This is a genomic window from Rahnella sp. R3(2024), assembly GCF_042920125.1.
Classification (GTDB): Bacteria; Pseudomonadota; Gammaproteobacteria; order Enterobacterales; family Enterobacteriaceae; genus Rahnella; species Rahnella rivi.
This window is the reverse complement of record NZ_JBHGBU010000001.1, coordinates 587,620-610,727: the sequence shown is the minus strand read 5'-3', so window position 1 is coordinate 610,727 and position 23,108 is coordinate 587,620. Positions and strand designations below refer to the sequence as shown.

Below are 23,108 nucleotides of genomic sequence, written 5' to 3'. Positions count from 1 at the left end.
ATCTGCGTCAAAGTGATTACATCTGCCGGAGAAGAAAGAATGCCTACCCTGAGTAAAGAAGCCATTTTAGTTCACGATGCCCTGTTAGCCCGTGGTCTGGAAACCCCTTTGCGTGAAGCGCTGCCGATCGACAATGAGACGCGCAAACAGCGTATTCAGGAACACATGACCGGCATCATGCAGCTTCTCAATCTGGATCTCTCCGACGACAGTCTGATGGAAACGCCAAGCCGCATCGCGAAAATGTATGTCGATGAAATCTTCTCCGGGCTGGATTACGCCAATTTCCCAAAAATCACCGTCATCGAAAATAAGATGAAAGTGGATGAAATGGTGACGGTGCGTGACATCACCCTGACCAGCACCTGTGAACATCATTTTGTGACCATCGACGGCAAAGCGACCGTGGCATATATCCCGAAAGATACGGTGATCGGCCTGTCGAAAATCAACCGCATCGTGCAGTTCTTCTCCCAGCGCCCGCAGGTTCAGGAACGTCTGACCCAGCAAATTCTGGTGGCACTGCAAACGTTGCTTGGCACCACCAACGTGGCTGTCTCTATTGATGCCGTGCACTACTGCGTGAAAGCGCGTGGCGTGCGGGACGCGACCAGCGCCACCACCACCACATCGCTGGGCGGACTGTTCAAATCGAGCCAGAATACGCGTCAGGAATTCCTGCGTACCGTAAGACACGCCAGCTAAGCGGCGGCGCGTTAACCGGTCAGAAAGTTTGATATTGCGGCACCTTACGGGTGCCGTTAGTCTGTCTGAAGCCCGCAACTTTTTGCCCCCTTATCTAACAGGAACGTCTGGTATGCGCTCACGTATTGCCACGCTCGATTTTGCCCGTGGCCTCGCCATTTTTGGCATTCTTCTGCTCAATATCAGTGCCTTTGGCTTGCCGAAGGCCGCCTACCTGAATCCCGGTTTTGCCGGTGCACCTTCAACGTCAGACGTCTGGACCTGGGCGGTGCTCGACGCCGTGGCGCAGGGTAAATTCCTGATGATGTTCGCGATGCTGTTCGGCGGCGGCTTGTATTTACTGCTGCCACGCGGCAAACACTGGATCCAGGCGCGATTATCGCTGTTGCTGTTATGCGGATTTCTGCACGCCATTTTTCTGTGGGACGGCGACATTCTGCTTTCTTACGGCCTGATTGGTCTGGTGTGCTGGCGCATGGTGCGGGAAGGGCGCAGCAGCCAGTCGATGATTTCCACCGGCATCATTTTGTATCTGATTGGCGTGGCCGTGCTGGCGATGCTCGGCCTGATCACTTCACCTTCACCGGGCACATTCTGGATGCCCGGCCCGGCAGAGATCCAATATGAACAGTTCTGGAAGCTGAAAGGCGGCTGGGAAGCGATTCAAAACCGGCTCGACTTGTTGTCTTCAAGCCTGCTGGCGATTGGCGCGCAATACGGCTGGGAGCTGGCGGGGGCGATGATGACAGGGGCAGGGCTGATGCGCAGTGGCTGGCTGAAAGGGGAATTTCGCGAGTCGCATTATCGTAAAGTGGCTGCGGCACTGTTACCGCTTTCATTGCTCATTCAGATCCCGGCGATTTATATGCAATGGAAGACCGGCTGGGACTATCGCTGGAGCGGTTTTCTGTTACAGGTGCCGCGTGAAATCGGCTCGCTGATGCAGGCTGTCAGCTATCTGGCGCTGTGCTACGGTTTCTGGTCGGTGATTTCCGGCTGGCGTATCACTCACTGGATCTCGCAGGTCGGGCGCATGGCGCTGAGCAACTATCTGTTACAGACCCTCATCTGCACCACGTTCTTCAATGTGTTCGGCTTCTTTATGCACTTCGACAGGTTGCAACTGGTCGCGCTGGTACCGCTGGTGTGGGCGTGCAATCTGCTGGTGACGCTGCTGTGGTTACGGCACTTCCGTCAGGGTCCGGTCGAATGGCTGTGGCGTAAACTGACGCTTCGCGCATCGGGCACTGAACTCAAGGTTGACTGATTTTTGTACTGTCACATCATCCTAAATGATAGATTTGGGATGGACGTTGCATAATTGTATGTAAACGTTTTCTTTCCTGTGACGAGATTCACGCAGGCGTTTCCTCAAAATGATTAGGATAGCGGTCGTGCCAGTCTGACGACCACTACTCTAATAAGGAAACGCCATGAGCACTTCACCTCGCTTCTCTTTATCTGCATTACTTACCTCCTGGGTGATTAATTTCCGTATTCCTCCTTACCAAACCCTGGCAGATCACGGAGCGACGCATGGTCACCATTCGTGATGTCGCCCGGCTCGCGGGGGTGTCTGTCGCCACCGTGTCCCGCGTTCTGAACAATCCTTCTATTGCCAGTAAAGAGGCGCGTGAACAGGTGCTGCGCGCTGTTGAAACCTTAGGTTACCGGCCTAATGCCAATGCTCAGGCGCTGGCGACCCAAAGCAGCGATACCATCGGTGTGGTGGTCATGGACGTGTCCGATCCCTTTTTTGGTGCGCTGGTGAAAGCGGTGGATACCGTCGCGCAGTTACATCAAAAATATGTGTTGATAGGCAACAGCTATCATATTGCTGAAAAAGAAAGGCACGCCATTGAAGTGTTGATTCGTCAACGCTGTAACGCGCTGATCGTGCATTCCAAAGCGCTGGGCGATGACGAGCTGTCGCGCTTTATGGATCAGGTTTCCGGTATGGTGTTGATTAACAGGGTGATCCCCGGCTACGAGCACCGCTGCGTGTGGTTAAACAACGTCAGCGGCGCGGAAATGGCGACCCGTTTACTGCTTTCGCAGGGGCATCAGCGCATTGGTTACATCGGTTCCAGCCACGCCATTGAGGACGATGTGCAGCGTTATCAGGGGTATTTACAGGCGATGACGCAGCCGCTGACGCAGGCACATCAGACATCCGAGCCACCGCCTGCCATCTGGCGTGCGCAGGGTTCCCCGGATCTGCAGGGGGGCGAAGCGGCCATGGTGGAGCTGCTGGGGCGTAATCTGCACCTCAGCGCGGTGTTTACCTACAACGATTCAATGGCCGCCGGTGCCATGGCAGTGTTGAAAGAAAACGGAATTAATGTGCCGGCTGATTTTTCACTGGTGGGCTTTGATGATATCCCGATCGCCCGTTACACCAGCCCGAAAATGACCACAGTGCGCTATCCGATTGTTTCTATGGCGACCCTGGCGACCGAACTGGCGCTGAAAGGGGCGGCAGAACAGCTGTCAGAAGGCATTTCCCACTGTTTTATGCCGACGCTGGTCAGACGCCACTCGGTTGCGCCGTGGCAAAATGTGGCGCCCGTCACTTATTGATCAAATAACGCGATGTAACCGTTTTCAATCTGTGAGAACTTTCACAGTTTATTAACATCGCGCACATTATGATTCATTCGTTTTCAACATGATTCACTTTGAGTCCGGATCACCGGACTGGTTTCACAGCGAGTCAGGACGTGACAGGTCAAGGATGGCAGGCACCCACAAACATGATGTGGAACTGTACTGCTCCCGCATGGAGTTCCGGTGCCAAATTCTGTAACACCCTACATAACCGGAGATACAAATGAATAAGAAGGTCTTCACCCTGGCGACTCTGGCTGCAAGCATGATGTTTGGTTTTGCCGCGCATGCTGCTGACACTAAAATTGGCGTCACCATCTATAAATATGACGACAACTTCATGTCTGAAGTTCGTAAAGCCATCGAGAAAGATGCGAAAGCGACGCCAGATGTGCAACTGCTGATGAATGACTCGCAAAACAGCCAGTCCACCCAGAATGACCAGGTAGACGTAATGCTGGCGAAGGGTGTGAAGGCGTTAGCCATCAACCTGGTTGACCCGGCTGCAGCCCCGGTCATCATCGAGAAAGCCCGCGGCGCTGGCATTCCGGTTGTTTTCTATAACAAAGAACCTTCCCGCAAAGATCTCGACAGCTACGATAAAGCTTACTACGTCGGTACTGACTCTAAAGAGTCTGGTGTTATCCAGGGCGAGCTGATTGCCAAACACTGGAAAGCGAACCCGGCCTGGGATCTGAACAAAGACGGCGTGATCCAATATGTGCTGATCAAAGGCGAGCCGGGCCACCCGGATGCTGAAGCGCGTACCAAATACGTCATCAGTACCCTGAATGGCAAAGAAGGCCTGAAAACTGACCAGCTGCAACTTGATACCGCAATGTGGGATACCGCACAGGCGAAAGACAAGATGGATGCATGGTTGTCTGGTCCGAATGCTAACAAAATCGAAGTGGTTATTGCCAACAACGACGCCATGGCAATGGGCGCAGTAGAAGCACTGAAATCTCATAACAAATCCAGCATTCCGGTCTTCGGTGTCGATGCCCTGGCAGAAGCGCTGGCGCTGGTGAAATCCGGTGCGATGGCCGGTACCGTGCTTAACGATGCCAACAACCAGGCGAAAGCCACGTTTGATCTGGCAAGAAATCTGGCCGCAGGTAAACCAGCAGCCGATGGCACCAACTGGAAGCTCGAAAATAAAGTGGTTCGTATTCCTTACGTAGCGGTAGATAAAGACAATCTGTCTTCTTTCGTGAAATAAAAAATACGGCACAAGCAGTAAAGACAGACAGCAATAAAAAACAAAGCTAAGCAGTGGCATAAATAATTGCGGTTAAGCCGTAAATAAAGACTAAGTGTTATTAGACGTTAATGCTTATCTGACAGGACGTCATGTCGCCCTGCGTGTGGTGAGTTTACTGACCGCACGCAGGGCTGACATCAGGTATTAATACACCCGTTTATTTTTATCTTTAGCCAGGTATAACTATGGCCGATAATTCGTTATCTGACACACCAACAGAAAAGCCGGACGAATTCCTGCTGGAAATGAGTGGTATCAATAAATCATTTCCTGGCGTCAGGGCGTTGGATAATGTGAATTTAAAAGTGCGCCCCAGCTCTATTCATGCCCTGATGGGTGAAAATGGCGCCGGTAAATCCACATTATTAAAATGCCTTTTTGGGATTTACAGCAAAGACTCCGGTACGATTCTTTTTCAGGGACAGGAAGTCAATTTTAAAAGTTCAAAAGAAGCGCTCGAAACGGGCGTGTCGATGGTGCATCAGGAATTAAACCTGGTGTTGCAACGTACCGTCATGGACAACATGTGGCTGGGACGTTACCCGACGAAAGGCATTTTTGTCGATCAGGACAAAATGTACAAAGACACTAAAGCGATTTTTGACGAGCTGGACATTGATATCGACCCGCGCGACAAGGTCGGTAAATTGTCCGTTTCGCAGATGCAGATGATCGAAATCGCCAAGGCGTTTTCCTACAATGCAAAAATCGTCATCATGGACGAACCCACTTCCTCGCTGACGGAAAAAGAGGTGAACCATCTGTTCACTATCATCCGTAAGCTGAAGGATCGCGGCTGCGGTATCGTGTATATCTCTCATAAGATGGAAGAAATTTTCCAGCTGTGCGATGAAATCACCATCCTGCGCGACGGCCAGTGGATCATCACGCAGCCGCTGGAAGGCCTCGACATGGATAAAATTATCTCCATGATGGTCGGTCGTTCACTGAGCCAGCGTTTCCCTGACCGCCTGAATGTGCCGGGTGAAGTTATCCTCGAAGTGCGCAATCTGACCTCAATGCGCCAGCCGTCGATCCGTGATATCTCCTTTGATTTGCACAAAGGTGAAATTCTGGGGATCGCCGGATTAGTGGGTGCAAAGCGTACGGATATCGTCGAGACGTTATTTGGTATTCGTGAGAAAGTCTCCGGAACCATTAAACTGCACGGCAAAAAAATTAATAATCACAGTGCGAATGAAGCCATTAACCACGGCTTCGCGCTGGTGACGGAAGAACGACGTTCAACCGGTATCTATGCGTATCTGGATATTGGTTTTAACTCGCTGATTTCAAATATTCGTCAATATAAAAATAAAGTCGGCTTGCTCGATACCGCCCGAATGAAAAGCGATACCCAATGGGTTATCGACTCCATGCGGGTAAAAACGCCGGGGCATAAAACCAGTATTGGTTCATTGTCAGGCGGGAATCAGCAAAAAGTCATTATCGGGCGCTGGTTACTTACCAAGCCGGAAATATTGATGCTGGACGAACCGACGCGCGGGATTGACGTTGGGGCGAAATTTGAAATTTACCAGTTAATCACCGAGTTGGCGAAAAGAGAAAAGGGGATCATTATTATCTCCTCTGAAATGCCGGAGTTGCTGGGTATTACTGACAGAATATTGGTTATGAGTAATGGACAGGTTGCGGGTATTGTTGAAACCAAACATACCTCGCAGAACGAAATTTTACGCCTGGCTTCCTTGCATCTCTAATTTTTAAGGGTTCTTATTATGAAAGCATTAAATAAGAAAAGTGTGCTCACTTATTTAAAAGAGGGCGGGATTTATGTGGTGTTATTGGTCCTGCTGGCCATTATTATCATCCAGGATCCAAGTTTCCTCAGTCTGGTCAACTTAAGTAACATTCTGACGCAGTCTTCCGTGCGCGTTATTATCGCACTGGGCGTCGCGGGTCTGATTGTCACGCAGGGTACTGACCTGTCAGCCGGGCGTCAGGTGGGGTTAGCGGCCGTTGTCGCGGCCACCATGCTGCAGGCGATGGACAACGTGAACAAGGTCTTCCCGCATCTTGACGTGGTGCCGATCCCGCTGGTTATTCTGACCGTGTGTATCGTTGGCGCGCTGATTGGTTTGCTCAACGGCGTGATCATCGCTTACCTGAACGTGACCCCGTTTATTACCACCCTGGGCACCATGATTATCGTTTACGGGATTAACTCACTGTATTACGACTATGTGGGTTCCTCACCGGTGGCCGGTTTTGATCCGGGCTTCTCACAGTTTGCTCAGGGCTTTATCCATCTGGGCGGTCTGAAAATCTCCTACATCACCTTCTACGCGCTGATCGCTATCGGTTTCGTCTGGGTGCTGTGGAACAAAACCCGCTTTGGTAAAAACATCTTTGCTATCGGTGGTAACCCGGAAGCGGCGAAAGTCTCCGGCGTCAACGTTCCGTTAAACCTGATCATGATTTATGCGTTGTCTGGTGTGTTCTATGCGTTCGGCGGTTTGCTGGAAGCAGGGCGTATCGGCAGTGCGACCAACAACCTCGGCTTTATGTATGAACTGGATGCCATCGCAGCCTGTGTGGTCGGCGGCGTGTCATTCGCCGGTGGCGTAGGTTCTGTGGCAGGGGTGGTGACCGGGGTACTGATCTTCACCGTCATCAACTACGGCCTGACGTACATCGGCGTCAACCCTTACTGGCAGTACATCATCAAGGGCAGCATCATCATCTTCGCGGTAGCGCTGGATTCCCTGAAGTACGCCAAGAAGAAATAAGGTATCGGGCAGTAAAAGAAAGGCCGCTTATGCGGCCTTTTGTTTTGGCGAAGAAAGACGGGGTGTCACTCGCTCTGCCTTTGCAGGGGAGGGCGTGGTCCTGCGCTCACTGCCTGAAAGGATTTCTGCCCACCGGTTTCGCCGGTTCGGGCTTCGCCGCTGGCTCAACCTCTTCGGTTTCATCCTGCGCCGCGTCATTCTCTTCCTGTTCCGTTTTCAGTCTTTGCGCTTCATCCGCCGCGGCTTTATCGGCTGCGGCTTTGTCAGCAGCGGCCTTCTCGGCTGCCGCTTTGGCGATGGCGGCCTTTTTCTCGGCTTCCAGTTGCTGCTGCAATGCCAGAACCTGCTCCGGCGTGACGGCAGGATAGCCCTGAGCATCATCGGGAACGTTGTGGATGGCGGGGATCGGGATCAGCGGGCCCAGGAAGCGCGGCTCGCGTTTGAGCAAATACAAATCCGTCAGCGCGCCAAGGCGGGCGAAGATCTCACGGCTGCGCACGCTGAGCATATTTTTCGGAGAAGGCACGGCGAAACATTGCGCCTGAATGCCCATGTGCAGGGCGATAAACAGGGCGCGTTCGCAGTGGAAGCGCTGGGTGATAATGATGAAATCGTTAGTGTCGAACACCTTGCGGGTACGCACGATGGAATCGAGGGTGCGGAAACCGGCATAGTCGAGCACGATGTCGCTGGAAGGGATCCCGGCGGCAATCAGATCACGACGCATGGTGCTCGGTTCGTTGTAACTTTGTTGTGCGTTATCACCGCTCAGCAGCAGATATTTTACTTTGCCGCTGTTGTAAGCGTTGATCGCGCCCTGGATCCGGTAGAGATAATACTGATTGATAACGCCGGTGCGGTAGTATTTTGAGGTACCGAGCACCACGCCGACCTGACGGTGCGGTAACGACTGCACCTCGTCATAAATGTAGGGTTGCGTACGCAAACTGATCCACCGATCAAGCCCGATAGCGACCGCCAGCATCAGAATAAAGATGCCGGTAATGCCAGCTATAATTCGCTTAATCATAGTTATCCCTGTTTATGATCGGATGGAAATCGGATCCAAGGCTACTGTACCTGTCAGGGTGACGCAATACGTTGAAGTCTGCATCCTCGGGCTTCGCCGTTTTTTTCAGCGCTTTTCAGTGAATTACTTAGTGATATGCGTAGAGAGTTGCATTTTTCGCCAAAAAAAAGACCAATGCACAAGGCATTGGTCAGGATCAGGTCAGTCTGATTACTCCGTCAGAACGACGTACGTTTGTACGTGCGGTACTGAGGAGCCCAGAAGTTATGTTCGATCGCTTTTGACAGCGTATCTTCTGAGGTTACCATCGCTACACCTTGCAGTTGCGCGGCTTTGGCGACTTCCATCGCGATACATTTTGAGACGCCCTGAATATCATCCACGTCCGGCAGCAGAGAACCTTTCCCTTCGGTGGCGAGCGGGGAACACTCGGCCAGCGTGCGGCTGGCGGCCATCAGCATGCCATCAGTGACGCGGGTTGCGCCCGAGGCGATGACACCCAGCCCGATGCCAGGGAAGATGAAGGAGTTGTTGCACTGCGCGATAGGATAGAGCTTGCCTTTGTAATTGACCGGGGCAAACGGGCTGCCGGTGGCGACCAGTGCGGCACCGTCGGTCCAGTTCAGGATATCCGCCGGTGTGGCTTCCACGCGGGAAGTCGGGTTGCTCAGCGGCATGACCACCGGGCGCGCACAATGTTTGTGCATCTCACGGATGATCTCTTCGGTGAACAGCCCCGGCTGGCCGGAGACGCCAATAAGCACGGTAGGTTTGGCGTGGCGCACCACATCCAGCAGTGAAATGCTGTCATTTTCCATTCCCCAGCCGGTCAGCGTGCTGCTTTTTTGCGTCAGCTTGCTCTGGAAATCCAGCAGGTTCGGCAGTTTGTCGGTCAGTAAACCGAAACGATCTACCATGAAGACTTTTCCGCGCGCTTCTTCTTCACTCAGACCTTCGGATTTCATCTGGGCGACGATTTGCTCGGCGATCCCGCAACCGGCAGAACCGGCACCGAGGAACGCAACGGTCTGGTCACTCAGCTTGCCACCGGCGGCTTTGCTGGCAGCAATCAGGCTGCCCAGCGCCACGGACGCGGTACCCTGAATGTCATCATTAAAGCAGCACAACTCATCGCGGTAACGGGTGAGGATCGGCATCGCATTTTTTTGGGCGAAATCTTCGAACTGCAGCAGCACATTTGGCCAGCGAATTTTCACCGCCTGAATGAACTGATCCACAAAGGCATCGTACTCTTCGCCAGTGATGCGCGGATGACGCCAGCCCATGTACAGCGGGTCATTGAGCAGTTGCGGGTTATTGGTACCGGCATCCAGCACCACCGGCAGGGTGTAGGCCGGGCTGATGCCACCACAGGCGGTATACAGCGACAGTTTACCGATCGGGATACCCATGCCGCCGATGCCCTGGTCGCCCAGGCCAAGAATGCGTTCGCCGTCGGTCACGACCACCACTTTAACGTGCTGTTTGGTGGCGTTTTGCAACATGTCGTCGATGTGCGCGCGGTTCGGGTAGGAGATGAACAGGCCACGGGCGCGACGATAAATATCAGAGAAATGCTCGCAGGCTTCACCCACGGTCGGCGTGTAAATGACCGGCATCATTTCGCTGAGATGACTGTCGAGCAGACGGTAGAACAGCGTCTCGTTGGTGTCCTGAATGTTTCTCAGATAGATGTGTTTATCGATATCTGTTTTGAAATTCTGAAACTGACGGTAGGCGCGGTCTGCCTGCTCTTCAATGGTTTCCACCGCTTCGGGTAAAAGACCGTGGAGGTTGAAGTTGTTGCGTTCTTCTTCAGTGAACGCGCTGCCTTTATTCAGTAACGGAAATTCTAACAGGATAGGGCCAGCATGCGGGATATACAGGGGGCGTTTACTTTCGTATTCAAGTTCCATCGTTTTACTCTTCCGGTGCTCAGAATGTTAATTTTTATATTTTAGAGGCATGAGGGTAACAGAGAGGAAACGGGGAATTCAAATCTGGCACTGTTATGTAACTAATGACTACGGCGACGTAGTCATTAGTGTTATGCCGATCACGAATTATCAGCAGGTCAGGGTGGTGACGTCACCGCAGCCGATGGCGTTGAGCGTGGCGCGGGTGGCGTCATTTTGCGTGATAAGCGCACCGGCGTTTTCCACCAGCACGGCGCGGCGTACTTTCAGGCAATCCTCACCGGACATATTCAGCAGGATCAGTGCCGCCTGGAGCGGAGGCAGGCCCGGGTTGAATGCGGCGTTTTCGGCGTAGCGGCCGCCAAACTGTTTGCCGCTGTGGGTTTCCAGCGCCACGCCGCTGTGCGACTGACTGTAAGGCGCATGGCTCTGATTGCAGGCATCCAGCGCCAGCTGAGCCAGTGAGTCAGCTCCTTCAAGCTGATAACCGTGATTGACCTTGTCCATCAGCAGGGTCGTGATGTCTAAATCTTTTGGGCCGAAAGAGTGCGGCAGATAATCGCCGAGTGTGGCGACATCACGATCCGGCAGATGGATATCCAGCGCCGTGCCGCTGGTCAGTTCGTTCATAAACTGACGGCAGTGGCCGCAAGGCGTGTAATTCACCGTGATGGAAGCCAGACGTGTTTCGCCGCGCAGCCAGGCGTGCGTGACCGCAGACTGCTCCGCGTGAACGGTTTGCTGCATTGGCGCACCGGCGAACTCCATATTGGCACCGAAATAGAGGTTGCCGGAGATGCCGCGTGCAATCGCGCCGACGTGGAAATGCGATATCGGGGTAACGGAACAGGCCGCTGCCAGAGGTAACAGCGCAAAGGCCAGTGCGTCGTCGTCCAGTCCGGTCGCCTGTTTAACATGCGCAACGTCAGCCGCGGTGAGCATTGCCGGGAAGTCATCATGTCGCAAAAGCGGCTCAAGCGCGGAGGACAGATTTTCAGGGAGTGCCGCAAAGGCGGTGTGAAAACGTGCGTGCATAAACATTCGATCTCGAAGTAGTTACGGTTTCACAGTGTAGAAGTCATTTCATGAACTAAGTGTGACGGATGTCACTTTTTGAATGTAATAACTTTAGCTGGTTTGCATTTTTGAGAGATGTTACGCATAACAGCCGTCTTTTAAGACGGCTGTTAAAGAAGGATCAGACAGAAATCAGTGAGCGGGGAACCACTTGTCATTAATCTTCTGGAATTCGCCGTTCGCTTTAATGCCTTCGAGCGCCGTGTTCAGTTTCGCCAGCAGTTCCTTATTATCAGGACGTACTGCCATACCCACACCGGTACCAAAGTATTGCGGGTCTTTGATAAGCTCGCCAACTTCGCCTAAATTCGGGTTGGATTTCAGCCAGCCGTTCAGCACCGCCGTATCGCCCAGCAGGCCATCCAGACGACCACTTTTCAGATCCAGAATCGCATTCTGATAGCTGTCATAACCGACGGTGGTGATTTCAGGGTGTTTTTCCATCAGGTATTTCTGGTGCGTGGTGCCATTTTCCAGCCCGACACGTTTCCCTTTCAGATCGGCCATTGAAGCGAATTTGCCCTTCGGCCCGATGATCATCGCGGTATTGGCGTAGTACGGTTGAGTAAACGTCACCTGCTTGCTGCGCTCTTCGGTGATATCCATTCCGGAGATGATCACGTCAAAACGACGGAATTTCAGTGCCGGGATCAGGCCGTCAAAAGGCTGATTGGTAAAGGTGCAGGTTTCCTGCATCTGCTTGCACAGCGCGTTCGCCAGATCGATATCAAAACCAATAATCTGATTGTCAGCGCCGATCGATTCAAACGGCGGATAAGTCGCCGATGTGCCGAAACGAATCGTATCCGCAGCGGTGGCAGCAAAAGCAGTGGCAGACAAGAGGGCAGCGAGGATCAGCTTTTTCATGCAATACATTCCTGTTCAAAAAATGACATTCCCTTCATGATACAGTTTACTGATTTTATTAATGTAATCGGCTAACTGGCAGGAAGTGAGACTTCGTTTAAAGTGCCATCAAATGAATTTATATGCAATAAATTTGATTAAAAAATTATAAAGCAGAATGTGCGCCGAAATGTGGATGTAAAAAAAGGGACGATTTCTCGTCCCTTTCGTTTTGCATATCAGAATCAGTTGCGGCGTTCAAAGGCCAGCGCGCGGCGTTCTATCAGACGCATCATCAGCGTCAGTAAGCCGTTCACGCAAAGATAGACCAGGCCTGCGGCGCCAAACACCATTACATCGTAGGTACGGCCATACATCAGCTGGCTGTGGCCCATTACATCCATCAAAGTGATGGTGTAAGCCAGTGAGGTACTTTTAAAGACCAGCACCACTTCGTTGGAATAGGACGAGAGTGCACGTTTAAACGCGTACGGCAGAAGAATGCGCAGGGTTTGCGGTTTCGACATGCCCAGCGCTTCACAGGATTGCCACTGGCCGGACGGGATGGCCCGCACCGCGCCGGTAAACAGCTGCGTGGTGTACGCCGCGCTGTTCAGCGCCAGCGCAAACATCGCGCAAAGCCACGGCTGTGACAGCACTTCCCACAACCAGGGAATTTCACGGATCGACGGAAACTGGCCCGGACCGTAGTAAATCAGGAAGATTTGTACCAGCAGCGGGGTACCGGTAAACAGCGTGATATAGGCTTTCACGATCTGGCTGACGACCGGCACTTTCAGCGTCAGGATCACGGTGAACAGCATAGCCAGTATCAGCGCCACCACTAATGCTGCCACGGTCAGCGTCAGACTGGTGTGCAATCCTTTGAGGACTTCAGGTAAATATTCCCACATCACGAAGCACTCCGTTCAAAGCGGGTGGTACGCAGTTCGATGCGTTTAATCACGAACTGGCTGAACAGGGTGACAAGCAGATAAATGCACGCCGCAATCACGTACCAGGTAAATGGCTCCTGAGTGCGGGTCGCAATGCTTTTGGTTTGCAGCATCAGATCGTTCACGCTGATAAGCGACACCAGCGCGGTGTCTTTCAACAGCACCAGCCACTGATTACTCAGGCCCGGTAACGCGTGACGCCACATTTGCGGCATGATCAGGCGAAAGAAAATCGCCGATTTTTTCATGCCCAGCACCTGACCGGATTCCCACTGGCCCTGCGGTACGGCTTTCAGCGCGCCACGCAATGTCTGCGAAGCATACGCGGAATAGAGCAGGGAAAGGGCGATCACGCCACAAACGAACGGGCTGACTTCGAAGTTCTCGATGGGCAACTTGATCGGAATGGCAAACAGGCCGAGATTGATGCTAAAGCCATCGGCCAGCACCATCAGCAACTGTGAGGAGCCGAAATAGATGAACAGCACCACCAGAATTTCCGGCAGGCCGCGCAGCACGGTGACCCACGCGGTGCCCAGCCAGCTGAGCGGCTTCCAGGGTGCGGATTCCCAGACAGCGAAAATCATCGCCAGCACCAGGCCGAGGATCAGCGCACAAACGGCAAGGCCGACGGTCATCCCGGCGGCGCTGGCTAAAGGTTGGAATTCATTCATTGATAGGCAAACTTATTGCTGGAACCATTTTGAATACAGCGTCTTGTAGGTGCCGTCAGCTTTGACTTTCGCCAGTGCATCATTGAGCTTCGTCAGCAATTCGGTATTGTTCTGACGAACAGCAACACCCAGACCGGTACCGAAGTAAGTCGCGTCAGTGATTTTGTCACCCACGGCGGCCAGGTTTTTGTTCTGCTTGAGCCACTCGTTGACCACGGCAGTATCACCGAACACCGCATCCAGACGACCATTTTTCAGATCCAGCACGGCATTCTGATAGCTGTCATAAGGCACAGCGGTGATTTCAGGGTGTTTATCCATCAGGTATTTCTGATGCGTGGTGCCGTTTTGCATACCGACACGTTTGCCTTTCAGCGCAGCGACGTCAGTGAACTGGCCGGAGTGCGCGATGAACAAGGCGGAGTTGTCGTAGTACGCGTTGGTGAACGCCACTTGTTTCTGGCGCTCAGGGGTGATGTCCATACCGGAGATCACGGCGTCAAAGCGACGGAATTTCAGGCTTGGGATCAGGCTGTCGAATGCCTGGTTAGTAAAGGTACAGGTCGCCTGCATCTCTTTACACATGGCGTTCGCCAGATCGACATCAAAGCCCTGGATCTGGTTGCTGGAGTCTACAAACTCAAACGGAGGATAAGACGCTTCCATCGCGAAACGGATGGTGTCAGCAGCGCTGGCTGACAAACTGACGGTAGCCAGAACCGCGGCAATTACTAATTTTTTCATCGCTAACTCCGTAGAAAACATCAATTAATGTATTTATAGACAACCAAATTAATGGGACAGGTAGCTGGCAAACTCTTTGGTTTGCGGCTGGGCGAAAACAGAGGCGTCGCCTTGTTCCACGATCCGTCCGTTTTCCATGTACACCACGCGGCTCGCGGTTTTACGCGCGACTTCCACTTCGTGGGTCACGATAACCTGAGTAATGCCGGTGCCAGCCAGTTCACGAATAATGCTGACGATCTGGGCGGTGATTTCCGGGTCAAGCGCGGCGGTCGGTTCATCAAACAGCAGAACCTGAGGCTCCATCATCAGCGCACGGGCAATGGCCACACGCTGTTGCTGGCCACCGGAAAGATGCAGCGGAAAACGATCGGCATAATCAGTCAGTCGCAGACGGGTCAGCAATTTCTGAGCGCGTTGCATCGCCACCTCTTTGGTCAGACCCAATACACGCATCGGGGCTTCCAGTAAGTTGTCGAGCACGGTGCGGTGCGGCCACAGATTGTATTGCTGGAAAACCATGCCGACATTCTGACGCAGTTCGCGGATCGCTTTTTCATCCGGTTTGCGGGTGAAATCGAAGGTGTTACCGGCGATTTGCAGTGTGCCTGAACGGGGCATTTCCAGCAGGTTCAGAACACGTAACAGGGAGCTTTTGCCTGCACCACTTGGCCCAAGTAAAACCAGGGTTTCACCGGCGGGACAGTTGAGCTGGATGTCAAAAAGCGCCTGATGCACGCCGTAGAAGCAGTTGATGCTATTAAGTTGAATACTCATGCGCAAATAGTGAATAGCCATTGATGCCGCAGATGGTAACTTCCACAGCATAGTTATGCAACGATCGCGGCTTAAAAATTATCTGTAGCCGCAGGAATGCCAAAGTGTAGCACAAGATATTGTTGCATCACTGTGACGCAGATGTTGGTCAATGATGTTATTCACCCTTGACCAACATTATGCATACGCGTTATTGCGTTTATTCAGGAAAGGATAATGTTACTGATTTTCCAAAACCTGACGCAAAGTGCCGCTTGAGGCGAAGTCGAGATCGGCCATGTAACGGACGTCATCGACAGTCCAGCAGGTGCCTTCGCGCACCATCAGAACTTCATCTTTCCAGGTGCTGGAGGCGCCTTTGTCTTTCTCATGCGTGAAAGTTACGCGCAGAGGAATATTGCGGGCATCGGTATTAGGAATGGTCGAGGCGCTGTCTACAGAGGCGGAGGTCGGCCCGTCAAACAGGCTGGAGAACACGTCGCCATCACCGGAACCGGCACCGGCTTTCTCGTTCGGAGAGGCGGCGATATCGACTTTCGGCTGGGACTGCGCTTTTTGCAGCGCGTTATACAGACCGGTGCTCAGGTAAGGGCGGTAGGCGGCCAGCTGGCTGGAATTGGGTACACCGCTGCCGCCTTGTTTGATGCGGAAATCGTAAAATTGCTGGGCAACGCTGTCCGGGCCGCCGTCGATGCAGGGAGCCGCGCGGCTGCCGATATCCTTATACGCAGGTTCGACCGTGGTACAGGCACTGAGCATCAGCACCAGCGGGATGGTGGCGGCAAGAATTTTCTTTTTCATTGTATTCCTTACTGAAAGATTGAACGTTTTCACCATGACTTTCTTTACCATACAGTATAAAACCGATTTGGCTTAATGCATGGCGAAGAGAAAATGATACGTTTTTTCCCTGCGCATACTTTATGCTATTCAGGCGCTTTTAAATGAATCCCGGACGACAACTGATAAGGAATACTCATGCAAATTTCAACGACTCCGACGCTGGAAGGTTTCATCATTGCGGAATACTGCGGCGTGGTGACCGGTGAGGCGATTTTAGGTGCCAATATTTTCCGCGATTTTTTCGCCGGTGTGCGCGATATCGTCGGCGGACGTTCCGGGGCTTATGAGAAAGAGCTGCGTAAAGCCCGTGAAATCGCGTTCAGCGAGCTGGAAGAACAGGCCAAAGAGCGCGGAGCGAATGCGGTGGTCGGCGTGGATATCGATTACGAAACCGTGGGTAAAAACGCCAGTATGCTGATGGTCAGCATCTCCGGGACCGCTGTGATTGTGCATCGCAAATGATGGGCCGTGGCCTGAAGGCCGGTGCGTGCGCGGCCTTGCTGCTCCTGCTGGCCGGTTGCCAGAGCGGCAGCCAGTCAGCGGTGAACTCGCCGTTCCGGCTGGAAACGACTCATCAGGCACAGGGCGCCGATCAGCGGATCCGCTTTCTGGTGATCCATTATACTGCTGAAGATTTCCACAACGCATTAACGACACTTACCGATGAACACGTCAGCGCGCATTACCTGATCCCGGCCAAACCGCCGCTGGAACAGGGCAAGCCGGTGGCGTGGCAACTGGTGCCGGAAGAGATGCGCGCGTGGCATGCGGGCGCCAGCGGCTGGCGCGGGCGGACCAATTTGAACGATACGTCCGTCGGCATTGAGCTGGAGAATACAGGCTACAGTAAACATTTGCTGGGCAAGAAGTTTTATCCTTATCCGCCTGCACAAATCGATCTGCTGGCTAACCTGAGCAAAGAAATTGTTGCGCGCTATCAGATAGAGCCGCGCAATGTGGTAGCACACAGCGATATTGCACCGCAGCGTAAAGACGATCCCGGTCCGCTGTTCCCGTGGCAGGAAATGGCTCAGCGCGGAATTGGTGCATGGCCGGACGCCGGTATCGTGCAGGCCAGACTTGCCGGGCGTGATCCGCAGCAGCCGGTTGATCAGGCACAGCTGTTAGCCTTGCTGAAACAGTACGGTTATACGGTGACGGATGACATGACGCAGGCCCAGCAACGCCGGGTAATTGCCGCGTTTCAGATGCATTTCAGGCAGAGCGACTACCGCGGCAATGCCGATGCACAAACTCAGGCGATTGTGCAGGCGTTATTGCAGCAGTTCCCGGATAAGAATGACTGAGAAAAGCGGCTGACGCGAAGGGTCAGTCGCGTTTCGGGCCGATGCCGTGCAGGCCCTGAAGTTTGCCGTGATCACGCAGCCAGTCGGCGGTGCGGATAATCCCCTGATCGAGCGAAATCACCGGTACATAGCCGAGTTCTTTCTGTGCGCGCCGGGTATCGAGTGTCAGATCAAAATTCAGTTTTGCCACGCTGTAATGCGTCAGCACCGGCTCTTTATGCGAGCTTTTGCTGATGCGCTCCATGCCGCGCGCCATCACATCCAGCAGCGGGTAGGGCACAGAACGGATGCGGTATTTAATGTCCAGATTTTCCATCAGTTGCCTGACCAGCGTGCGCAATGGCCGCGGTTGCTGGTTGGTGATGTTGAATGCCCGCCCCGATTCTGTCGCGTCAGTCTGCGTCGCCAGCCACATAGCATGAGCGGCATTTTCGACGTAGGTCATGTCAACCAGCGCTTCCCCCCCGCGTGGCAGCATCAGTGTGCCGCCGTATTTAAGCATTTGCAGCAGGCGCGGCAGCAGCACGTTATCGTGCGGCCCGAACAGGCCCTGCGGACGCAAAATGGTGAAATGGGTTTGCGGGTTGGAGAGCGCCAGTGTGTGGATCACCTGTTCTCCGGCCGCCTTACTGCGGGCGAAAGAGTTGGCGAAGCGGTGAGGGCGGAAGTCTTCCTGAATATCGCGGTGATGATGAAAATCGAAGTAGATGGCCGGGGAGGAAATGTGGACGAAGTTTTCCACGCCATAAGCCGCTGACCACTCTCCCAGACGTCGCGTAGCGCGCACGTTTGCCAGTTCGAATTCCTTTTCACTGCCCCACGGCGACATCAGCCCGGAACAGTGCCAGACGGTATCGATGTCGGCGAGCAGCGCTTTAGCCTGCGAAGACACCAGGGTGGTGAGATCGGCATGAATAAATTCCGCACCGATTTTCTGCAAAAGTGAGCCCATCGCGGCGTTGCGACCCGTCGCCCTGACGCTGATACCTTTATTACGCAGAAACTCGACCGCGTTGCGCCCAAGGCCGCTGCTCGCGCCGGTGACCAATACCTTCATAAACAGGCCAATGCCTTCATAAATGGAGAAAAATTGTTGTCAGCTGTGAAGTGATGACACCCCGCAGCAATAAGGGTGCCATTCTTTCGTGAATTTGTGCGGCTTGCAATGGGAAAGGGAGTGAGCAATGTCTGAAAGCGCGTTAAATAACCCTTTATCGCCCGCAACGATCTTTCTGTCGCGCAAGGCTGGCGATACGTTTTGCCATTCCGCGGAAAATAAACTGATGGGCGGGCATCATGCTAAACCAGTAGAGCAGGCCACGGAAACCGGCGGGATGCCACCAGGCACGCACATCCAGGCTGCGGCTTTCGCCATTATCAGTGATGGTAAAGGTCAGCCGCCCCAGCCCCGGTGCTTTCATACCAAAAAGCAGCACCAGTTCGCGCTGTGGTTTCAAACCAATCACTTTCCAGCCATCAATTTTGTCACCCGGCTTAAGGAAATCGCGTTCGGGGCGACCATATTTCACTTTGCCGCCGAGCAAATCATCCATTCTCGCCCGCGTTTTCCATAAACCGTTGGCATAAAAATACCCTTCGCTGCCACCCAGTTGCTGCACCACTTTCCACAACGCGGCTTTTGAGGCAGACGTTTCCAGAGTAAATCCGGCCTGTTTCGGGTAATAGCCGTAGCCTGCGCGCCAGCGTTCACGGGCGTCGGCGTCGTATCCCCAGTCGGGTGAATCCATCACCTGCTGCTGTTCTTTTTCGAGCGTAGTGCGGATCGCCTCATCGACGGGGATCAGCACCTGTGGGATCAGCTGTTGCAGCGGCGTGCTGTCGGCAGGGAGATCGTGCTTCAGCCCCTGAATAAGCGCTTTTGCCAGCGGCGTGGGTACCGAGGTGATCAGGCTGAGGAAATAGACGGAGACGAACGACGTCGGCATCGGAAGGGGGATCAGCCAGCGGCGCTTTCCGCTCATGGCGATAAAGCGTTCGAACAGCGTCTGATAGCTGATGTACTCCGGCCCGGCAGCCTCGAGAATGCGATTGCCCTGCGCAGGTAACGCCACCAGTTCGCGCAGATACACCAGCAGGTTTTCCAGTGCCAGGGGGGAAGATTTTGAGCGAACCCAGCGCGGCGGCGTGAGAACAGGCAGGTTATACACCATGTCGCGCATCACTTCGAACGCCGCCGACCCCGCGCCAATCACGATGCCCGCACGCAGTTCGGTCACCGGAATATGGCTCATGCGCAGGAGATCGCCGGTGAGTTTACGTGCCTGTAAATGGGGAGAATCGCTGTCTTCCGGCTGCATCGAACCGAGGTAAACAATGTGTTTGATCGACGACTCTTTCAGCGCCAGCAAGGTGTGCTGGGCTGCCTGCCGCTCTTTTTCCAGCAGATCGTCGTCTTCCGTCATGGCGTGAACCAGATACACCAGTACGTCGGCCCCTTCAAAGGCTGCGGCCAGCGTTTTACTCTGGTAGACGTCGGCAAAACAACAGCGGACGTTTTGCCATTTCTGTTGTTGCAGCCATTCAATGCGGCGCGCGGCGGCTGTGACCTGAAAACCGTTCTGGCTCAGGTGGGCAGTCAGGTGTTGGCCGATGTATCCGCTGGCACCGAGTATGACGATCCGTGGCATGTGCATAATCCGTTTTGCTAGGGGTAAAAGGAATCATGGAAATGCGGCAATAACCCGGAGATTATCGCCGCAGGCTGGCAGTGGTCAGGCGTGCTGGTGCAGGAATTCCTGCCACAGTGCGACGACTTTTTGCAGATCTTCACGGCTGATGTTGATGTGGGTGAGCACGCGCGTCAGCGGTCCGGAGCTGATGATCACGCCGCGTTCACGCATCCACGGGCCCATTTTGGCCGCCAGCTCAGCGCTTTGTCTGATGTACAGCACGTTGGTTTGCGCACCCGGCTCGGCGATTTCCACGCCGATTTTGGTCAGCTCTTCTGCCAGAAACTGAGCGTTATCGTGATCGTCCTTGAGCCGCGCAACGTTATTTTCCAGCGCATAGATCGCCGCCGCTGCCAGAATGCCGGACTGGCGCATGCCGCCGCCGGTCATTTTACGCCAGCGGTTAGCGCGGTGGATGTACTCTTTGCTGCCGACCAGCAGCGAGCCGATCGGCGCACCCAGACCTTTTGAAAGGCAGATGGTCAGGGTATCGCAATATTGGGTGATTTCGCGTAACTCAACGCCCTGAGCCACGGCGGCATTCATGATACGTGCCCCGTCGATGTGCAGTGCCAGCCCTTTTTCACGGGTCAGCGCGTAGGCTTTTTGCAGATAATCGAGCGGAAGCACTTTCCCGCTGTGCGTATTTTCCAGGCTCAGCAGACGCGTGCGGGCGAAATGGATGTCATCAGGTTTGATGGCGGCGGCGATTTTATCCAGCGCAATGGAGCCATCGGCGGACATATCCAGCGGTTGCGGCTGGATGCTGCCGAGTACCGCAGCGCCACCGGCCTCATACATATAATTGTGGGCTTTCTGGCCGACGATATACTCTTCGCCGCGCTGACAGTGGGTCAGCAATGCCACCAGATTTGCCTGGGTGCCGGTCGGTAAAAACAGTGCGGCTTCTTTACCACACATTTTTGCCGCCAGCGCCTGTAAAGCATTTACCGTTGGGTCATCGCCGTAGACATCATCGCCGACTTCAGCATGGGCCATGGCCTGACGCATCGCTTCACTGGGGCGGGTTACGGTATCACTGCGTAAGTCGATCAACGTGGGCTTCCTTCTGCTGTGTTTTAGAATGTAAGATCAGACGGGCCGAGAGCCCGCCTGACCTTCCACTATAGCCCTGTCAGGGTTATCGCAGCCAGTTGGTTTTTGCCAGTTCGACGACTTCATCACCCCTGCCACTTATCACCGCACGCAGCATGTACAGGCTGAAGCCCTTGGCTTGCTCGAATTTAATCTGTGGCGGCATCGCCAGTTCTTCGGTGGCGGTGATCACATCCACCAGCACCGGCCCTTCGTAAGCAAACGCATCCTGCAAGGCGGCGTCAATGTCCGACGCTTTCTCCACGCGGATCCCTTTGATGCCGGCGGCCTCGGCAATGGCGGCGAAATCCGGGTTTTTCAGCTCAGTGCCGTCCGTCAGATACCCGCCTGCTTTCATTTCCATCGCCACAAATCCCAGCACGCTGTTGTTAAAGATGACGATTTTCACCGGCAGCTTTTGCTGCGCCAGCGTCAGAAAATCCCCCATCAGCATGGCGAATCCGCCGTCGCCGCACAGCGCCACCACCTGCCGCGAGCGGTCAATCGCCTGCGCACCAATGGCCTGCGGCATGGCGTTGGCCATCGAACCGTGGTTGAACGAACCGAGCAGACGGCGCTGGCCGTTCATTTGCAGATAACGGCACGCCCAGACGGTCGGCGTGCCGACGTCACAGGTAAAGATGGCATCCGATGCGGCGAACCGGCTGATCTGTTGCGCCAGATACTGCGGGTGAATAGCCTGCTTGTCATTTGGCGTCGCCAGTCCGTCGAGATCTTTACGCGCTTCTTCATAATGCTTCAGCGCTTTGTCGAGGAACTTGCGTTCAGTTTTGGCCTGTAACTGTGGCAGGAGCGCGGTCAGCGTGGATTTGATGTCACCCACCAGCGCCATATCGACATGACAATGGGAGCCGATGCTGCCCGGATTGATATCAATCTGAATGATTTTCGCGTCCGTCGGATAAAAGGCGCGGTACGGGAATTGTGTGCCGAGCAGGATCAGCGTGTCCGCATTCATCATGGCGTGGAAGCCGGAAGAGAAGCCGATAAGCCCGGTCATGCCGACGCTGTAAGGGTTATCCCACTCGATATGCTCTTTGCCGCGCAGTGCATGCACCACCGGCGCTTTCAGCGTTTCAGCCAGCCTGATCACTTCGTCGTGCGCGCCCGCACAGCCGCTGCCGCACATCATCGTAATATTGGTCGCACCGTTGAGCAGTTCAGCCAGCTTTGCCAGTTCGGTTTGCTGCGGAATAACCCTTGGCAGCACCGGCGGATACCAGCTGATTTTGGCATCTTCAGGCGCGGGTTTAAGCGCGACGTCGCCAGGTAACACAATCACCGACACGCCACGGTTGAGAATGGCTTTGCGCATGGCGATCGCCAGCACCTGCGGCAACTGTTCGGGATTGGTCACCATTTCACAGTAGTGGCTGCATTCGCGGAAAAGCTCGGTCGGATGGGTTTCCTGAAAATAACCGCTGCCGATTTCGCTCGACGGAATATGAGCGGCAATGGCGACCACGGGAACATGATTGCGGTGGCAGTCGAACAGGCCGTTGATCAGGTGCAGGTTGCCCGGCCCGCACGAACCGGCGCACACCGCCAGTTCGCCGGTGATTTGGGCTTCGGCACCGGCGGCAAACGCAGCCACTTCTTCATGACGCGTGCCCAGCCATTCAATGGTGCCCATACGGTTCAGGCTGTCACTCAGGCCGTTCAGTGAGTCACCGGTGACGCCCCAGATGCGTTTAACGCCCGCTGCTTCCAATGTTTTCGCCAGATATGACGCTACGCTTTGCTTCATCTTCAGTTCCCTCGGTGTATTTCATAAAAAAGACTGGGTTAAGCATAGTCCACTGATTA

21 protein-coding genes are annotated in these 23,108 nt (G+C 54.0%); 8 read left to right on the top strand and 13 right to left on the bottom strand.

The window, feature by feature from the left end:
- Positions 1 to 39 precede the first annotated feature (39 nt).
- From folE to mglC, 6 genes are all read left to right on the top strand, one after another.
- A complete protein-coding gene (folE, locus tag ABSH60_RS02675; protein ID WP_056769184.1) occupies positions 40 to 705 on the top strand; it encodes a GTP cyclohydrolase I FolE in 666 nt (221 codons plus the stop codon).
- Positions 706 to 817: 112 nt separating this feature from the next.
- On the top strand, positions 818 to 1,972 hold the full coding sequence (gene yeiB, locus ABSH60_RS02670; RefSeq protein WP_122094717.1) for a DUF418 domain-containing protein YeiB: 1,155 nt from the start codon (positions 818 to 820) through the stop codon (positions 1,970 to 1,972).
- A gap of 269 nt (positions 1,973 to 2,241) precedes the next feature.
- Positions 2,242 to 3,285, top strand: a complete 1,044-nt coding sequence (gene galS, locus ABSH60_RS02665; RefSeq protein ID WP_056769186.1) for an HTH-type transcriptional regulator GalS — start codon at positions 2,242 to 2,244, stop codon at positions 3,283 to 3,285.
- Positions 3,286 to 3,535: 250 nt separating this feature from the next.
- The gene (mglB, locus tag ABSH60_RS02660; protein ID WP_056769188.1) at positions 3,536 to 4,534 is read left to right on the top strand and encodes a galactose/glucose ABC transporter substrate-binding protein MglB; all 999 of its coding nucleotides are present in this window, start codon (positions 3,536 to 3,538) and stop codon (positions 4,532 to 4,534) included.
- A gap of 227 nt (positions 4,535 to 4,761) precedes the next feature.
- Entirely contained in the window at positions 4,762 to 6,297 is a 1,536-nt protein-coding gene (gene mglA / locus ABSH60_RS02655; RefSeq protein WP_056769190.1) for a galactose/methyl galactoside ABC transporter ATP-binding protein MglA, read from the top strand.
- A gap of 18 nt (positions 6,298 to 6,315) precedes the next feature.
- Complete coding sequence (mglC, locus tag ABSH60_RS02650; RefSeq protein WP_056769191.1) at positions 6,316 to 7,326, top strand: galactose/methyl galactoside ABC transporter permease MglC; 1,011 nt, start codon at positions 6,316 to 6,318, stop codon at positions 7,324 to 7,326.
- Positions 7,327 to 7,432: 106 nt separating this feature from the next.
- Here mglC and sanA read toward each other — a convergent pair whose 3' ends face one another.
- The 9 genes from sanA to ABSH60_RS02605 all read right to left on the bottom strand — a co-directional run bounded on the left by sanA (position 7,433) and on the right by ABSH60_RS02605 (position 16,147).
- Positions 7,433 to 8,356: an outer membrane permeability protein SanA gene (gene sanA, locus ABSH60_RS02645; protein ID WP_056769193.1), complete on the bottom strand. Its 924-nt coding sequence runs from the start codon at positions 8,354 to 8,356 to the stop codon at positions 7,433 to 7,435.
- Between the two features lie 218 nt (positions 8,357 to 8,574).
- A complete protein-coding gene (locus ABSH60_RS02640) occupies positions 8,575 to 10,272 on the bottom strand; it encodes an NAD-dependent malic enzyme (protein WP_183847654.1) in 1,698 nt (565 codons plus the stop codon).
- Between the two features lie 150 nt (positions 10,273 to 10,422).
- The gene (gene cdd, locus ABSH60_RS02635) at positions 10,423 to 11,307 is read right to left on the bottom strand and encodes a cytidine deaminase (protein WP_122095603.1); all 885 of its coding nucleotides are present in this window, start codon (positions 11,305 to 11,307) and stop codon (positions 10,423 to 10,425) included.
- Positions 11,308 to 11,481: 174 nt separating this feature from the next.
- Complete coding sequence (locus ABSH60_RS02630) at positions 11,482 to 12,216, bottom strand: arginine ABC transporter substrate-binding protein (RefSeq protein WP_122094725.1); 735 nt, start codon at positions 12,214 to 12,216, stop codon at positions 11,482 to 11,484.
- Between the two features lie 224 nt (positions 12,217 to 12,440).
- Positions 12,441 to 13,109, bottom strand: coding sequence for an arginine ABC transporter permease ArtM (gene artM / locus ABSH60_RS02625; RefSeq protein ID WP_056769198.1), 669 nt, complete (start codon positions 13,107 to 13,109; stop codon positions 12,441 to 12,443).
- Positions 13,109 to 13,825: an arginine ABC transporter permease ArtQ gene (gene artQ, locus ABSH60_RS02620; RefSeq protein ID WP_056769200.1), complete on the bottom strand. Its 717-nt coding sequence runs from the start codon at positions 13,823 to 13,825 to the stop codon at positions 13,109 to 13,111. The genes artM and artQ overlap by 1 nt, the downstream gene beginning before the upstream one ends.
- 12 nt (positions 13,826 to 13,837) lie before the next feature.
- The gene (artJ, locus tag ABSH60_RS02615; RefSeq protein ID WP_056769202.1) at positions 13,838 to 14,569 is read right to left on the bottom strand and encodes an arginine ABC transporter substrate-binding protein; all 732 of its coding nucleotides are present in this window, start codon (positions 14,567 to 14,569) and stop codon (positions 13,838 to 13,840) included.
- 48 nt (positions 14,570 to 14,617) lie between these two features.
- The gene (gene artP, locus ABSH60_RS02610) at positions 14,618 to 15,346 is read right to left on the bottom strand and encodes an arginine ABC transporter ATP-binding protein ArtP (protein ID WP_122095604.1); all 729 of its coding nucleotides are present in this window, start codon (positions 15,344 to 15,346) and stop codon (positions 14,618 to 14,620) included.
- 219 nt (positions 15,347 to 15,565) lie between these two features.
- On the bottom strand, positions 15,566 to 16,147 hold the full coding sequence (locus tag ABSH60_RS02605) for a lipoprotein (protein ID WP_122094727.1): 582 nt from the start codon (positions 16,145 to 16,147) through the stop codon (positions 15,566 to 15,568).
- Positions 16,148 to 16,324: 177 nt separating this feature from the next.
- Here ABSH60_RS02605 and ABSH60_RS02600 point away from each other — a divergent pair, with 177 nt between their 5' ends.
- Both ABSH60_RS02600 and ABSH60_RS02595 read left to right on the top strand, forming a co-directional pair.
- Positions 16,325 to 16,651, top strand: a complete 327-nt coding sequence (locus ABSH60_RS02600; RefSeq protein ID WP_056769207.1) for a heavy metal-binding domain-containing protein — start codon at positions 16,325 to 16,327, stop codon at positions 16,649 to 16,651.
- Positions 16,648 to 17,496 carry an N-acetylmuramoyl-L-alanine amidase gene (locus ABSH60_RS02595; RefSeq protein WP_390972573.1) on the top strand — a complete coding sequence of 283 codons (849 nt, stop codon included), beginning with the start codon at positions 16,648 to 16,650 and terminating at the stop codon, positions 17,494 to 17,496. Before ABSH60_RS02600 ends, ABSH60_RS02595 begins: the two co-directional genes overlap by 4 nt.
- Before the next feature lie 22 nt (positions 17,497 to 17,518).
- On the opposite strand, the gene ABSH60_RS02590 is transcribed toward ABSH60_RS02595, so the two are convergent.
- The 4 genes from ABSH60_RS02590 to poxB all read right to left on the bottom strand — a co-directional run bounded on the left by ABSH60_RS02590 (position 17,519) and on the right by poxB (position 23,049).
- A complete protein-coding gene (locus tag ABSH60_RS02590; protein WP_390972571.1) occupies positions 17,519 to 18,553 on the bottom strand; it encodes an SDR family NAD(P)-dependent oxidoreductase in 1,035 nt (344 codons plus the stop codon).
- Positions 18,554 to 18,707: 154 nt separating this feature from the next.
- Positions 18,708 to 20,150: a DUF2867 domain-containing protein gene (locus ABSH60_RS02585; RefSeq protein ID WP_390972569.1), complete on the bottom strand. Its 1,443-nt coding sequence runs from the start codon at positions 20,148 to 20,150 to the stop codon at positions 18,708 to 18,710.
- Positions 20,151 to 20,228: 78 nt separating this feature from the next.
- Positions 20,229 to 21,242 (bottom strand): low-specificity L-threonine aldolase, encoded by a 1,014-nt coding sequence (ltaE, locus tag ABSH60_RS02580; protein ID WP_390972568.1) that lies wholly within the window; start codon positions 21,240 to 21,242, stop codon positions 20,229 to 20,231.
- A gap of 85 nt (positions 21,243 to 21,327) precedes the next feature.
- Positions 21,328 to 23,049, bottom strand: a complete 1,722-nt coding sequence (gene poxB / locus ABSH60_RS02575; RefSeq protein WP_056769214.1) for a ubiquinone-dependent pyruvate dehydrogenase — start codon at positions 23,047 to 23,049, stop codon at positions 21,328 to 21,330.
- Positions 23,050 to 23,108: the final 59 nt, after the last annotated feature.

Excerpts from the sequence above, each read along its gene's own strand:
- folE (WP_056769184.1), top strand. The coding sequence starts at position 40 with ATGCCTACCCTGAGTAAAGAAGCCATTTTAGTTCACGATGCCCTGTTA.
- yeiB (WP_122094717.1), top strand. The coding sequence starts at position 818 with ATGCGCTCACGTATTGCCACGCTCGATTTTGCCCGTGGCCTCGCCATT.
- galS (WP_056769186.1), top strand. The coding sequence starts at position 2,242 with ATGGTCACCATTCGTGATGTCGCCCGGCTCGCGGGGGTGTCTGTCGCC.
- mglB (WP_056769188.1), top strand. The coding sequence starts at position 3,536 with ATGAATAAGAAGGTCTTCACCCTGGCGACTCTGGCTGCAAGCATGATG.
- mglA (WP_056769190.1), top strand. The coding sequence starts at position 4,762 with ATGGCCGATAATTCGTTATCTGACACACCAACAGAAAAGCCGGACGAA.
- mglC (WP_056769191.1), top strand. The coding sequence starts at position 6,316 with ATGAAAGCATTAAATAAGAAAAGTGTGCTCACTTATTTAAAAGAGGGC.
- sanA (WP_056769193.1), bottom strand. The coding sequence starts at position 8,356 with ATGATTAAGCGAATTATAGCTGGCATTACCGGCATCTTTATTCTGATG.
- ABSH60_RS02640 (WP_183847654.1), bottom strand. The coding sequence starts at position 10,272 with ATGGAACTTGAATACGAAAGTAAACGCCCCCTGTATATCCCGCATGCT.
- cdd (WP_122095603.1), bottom strand. The coding sequence starts at position 11,307 with ATGCACGCACGTTTTCACACCGCCTTTGCGGCACTCCCTGAAAATCTG.
- ABSH60_RS02630 (WP_122094725.1), bottom strand. The coding sequence starts at position 12,216 with ATGAAAAAGCTGATCCTCGCTGCCCTCTTGTCTGCCACTGCTTTTGCT.
- artM (WP_056769198.1), bottom strand. The coding sequence starts at position 13,109 with ATGTGGGAATATTTACCTGAAGTCCTCAAAGGATTGCACACCAGTCTG.
- artQ (WP_056769200.1), bottom strand. The coding sequence starts at position 13,825 with ATGAATGAATTCCAACCTTTAGCCAGCGCCGCCGGGATGACCGTCGGC.
- artJ (WP_056769202.1), bottom strand. The coding sequence starts at position 14,569 with ATGAAAAAATTAGTAATTGCCGCGGTTCTGGCTACCGTCAGTTTGTCA.
- artP (WP_122095604.1), bottom strand. The coding sequence starts at position 15,346 with ATGAGTATTCAACTTAATAGCATCAACTGCTTCTACGGCGTGCATCAG.
- ABSH60_RS02605 (WP_122094727.1), bottom strand. The coding sequence starts at position 16,147 with ATGAAAAAGAAAATTCTTGCCGCCACCATCCCGCTGGTGCTGATGCTC.
- ABSH60_RS02600 (WP_056769207.1), top strand. The coding sequence starts at position 16,325 with ATGCAAATTTCAACGACTCCGACGCTGGAAGGTTTCATCATTGCGGAA.
- ABSH60_RS02595 (WP_390972573.1), top strand. The coding sequence starts at position 16,648 with ATGATGGGCCGTGGCCTGAAGGCCGGTGCGTGCGCGGCCTTGCTGCTC.
- ABSH60_RS02590 (WP_390972571.1), bottom strand. The coding sequence starts at position 18,553 with ATGAAGGTATTGGTCACCGGCGCGAGCAGCGGCCTTGGGCGCAACGCG.
- ABSH60_RS02585 (WP_390972569.1), bottom strand. The coding sequence starts at position 20,150 with ATGCACATGCCACGGATCGTCATACTCGGTGCCAGCGGATACATCGGC.
- poxB (WP_056769214.1), bottom strand. The coding sequence starts at position 23,049 with ATGAAGCAAAGCGTAGCGTCATATCTGGCGAAAACATTGGAAGCAGCG.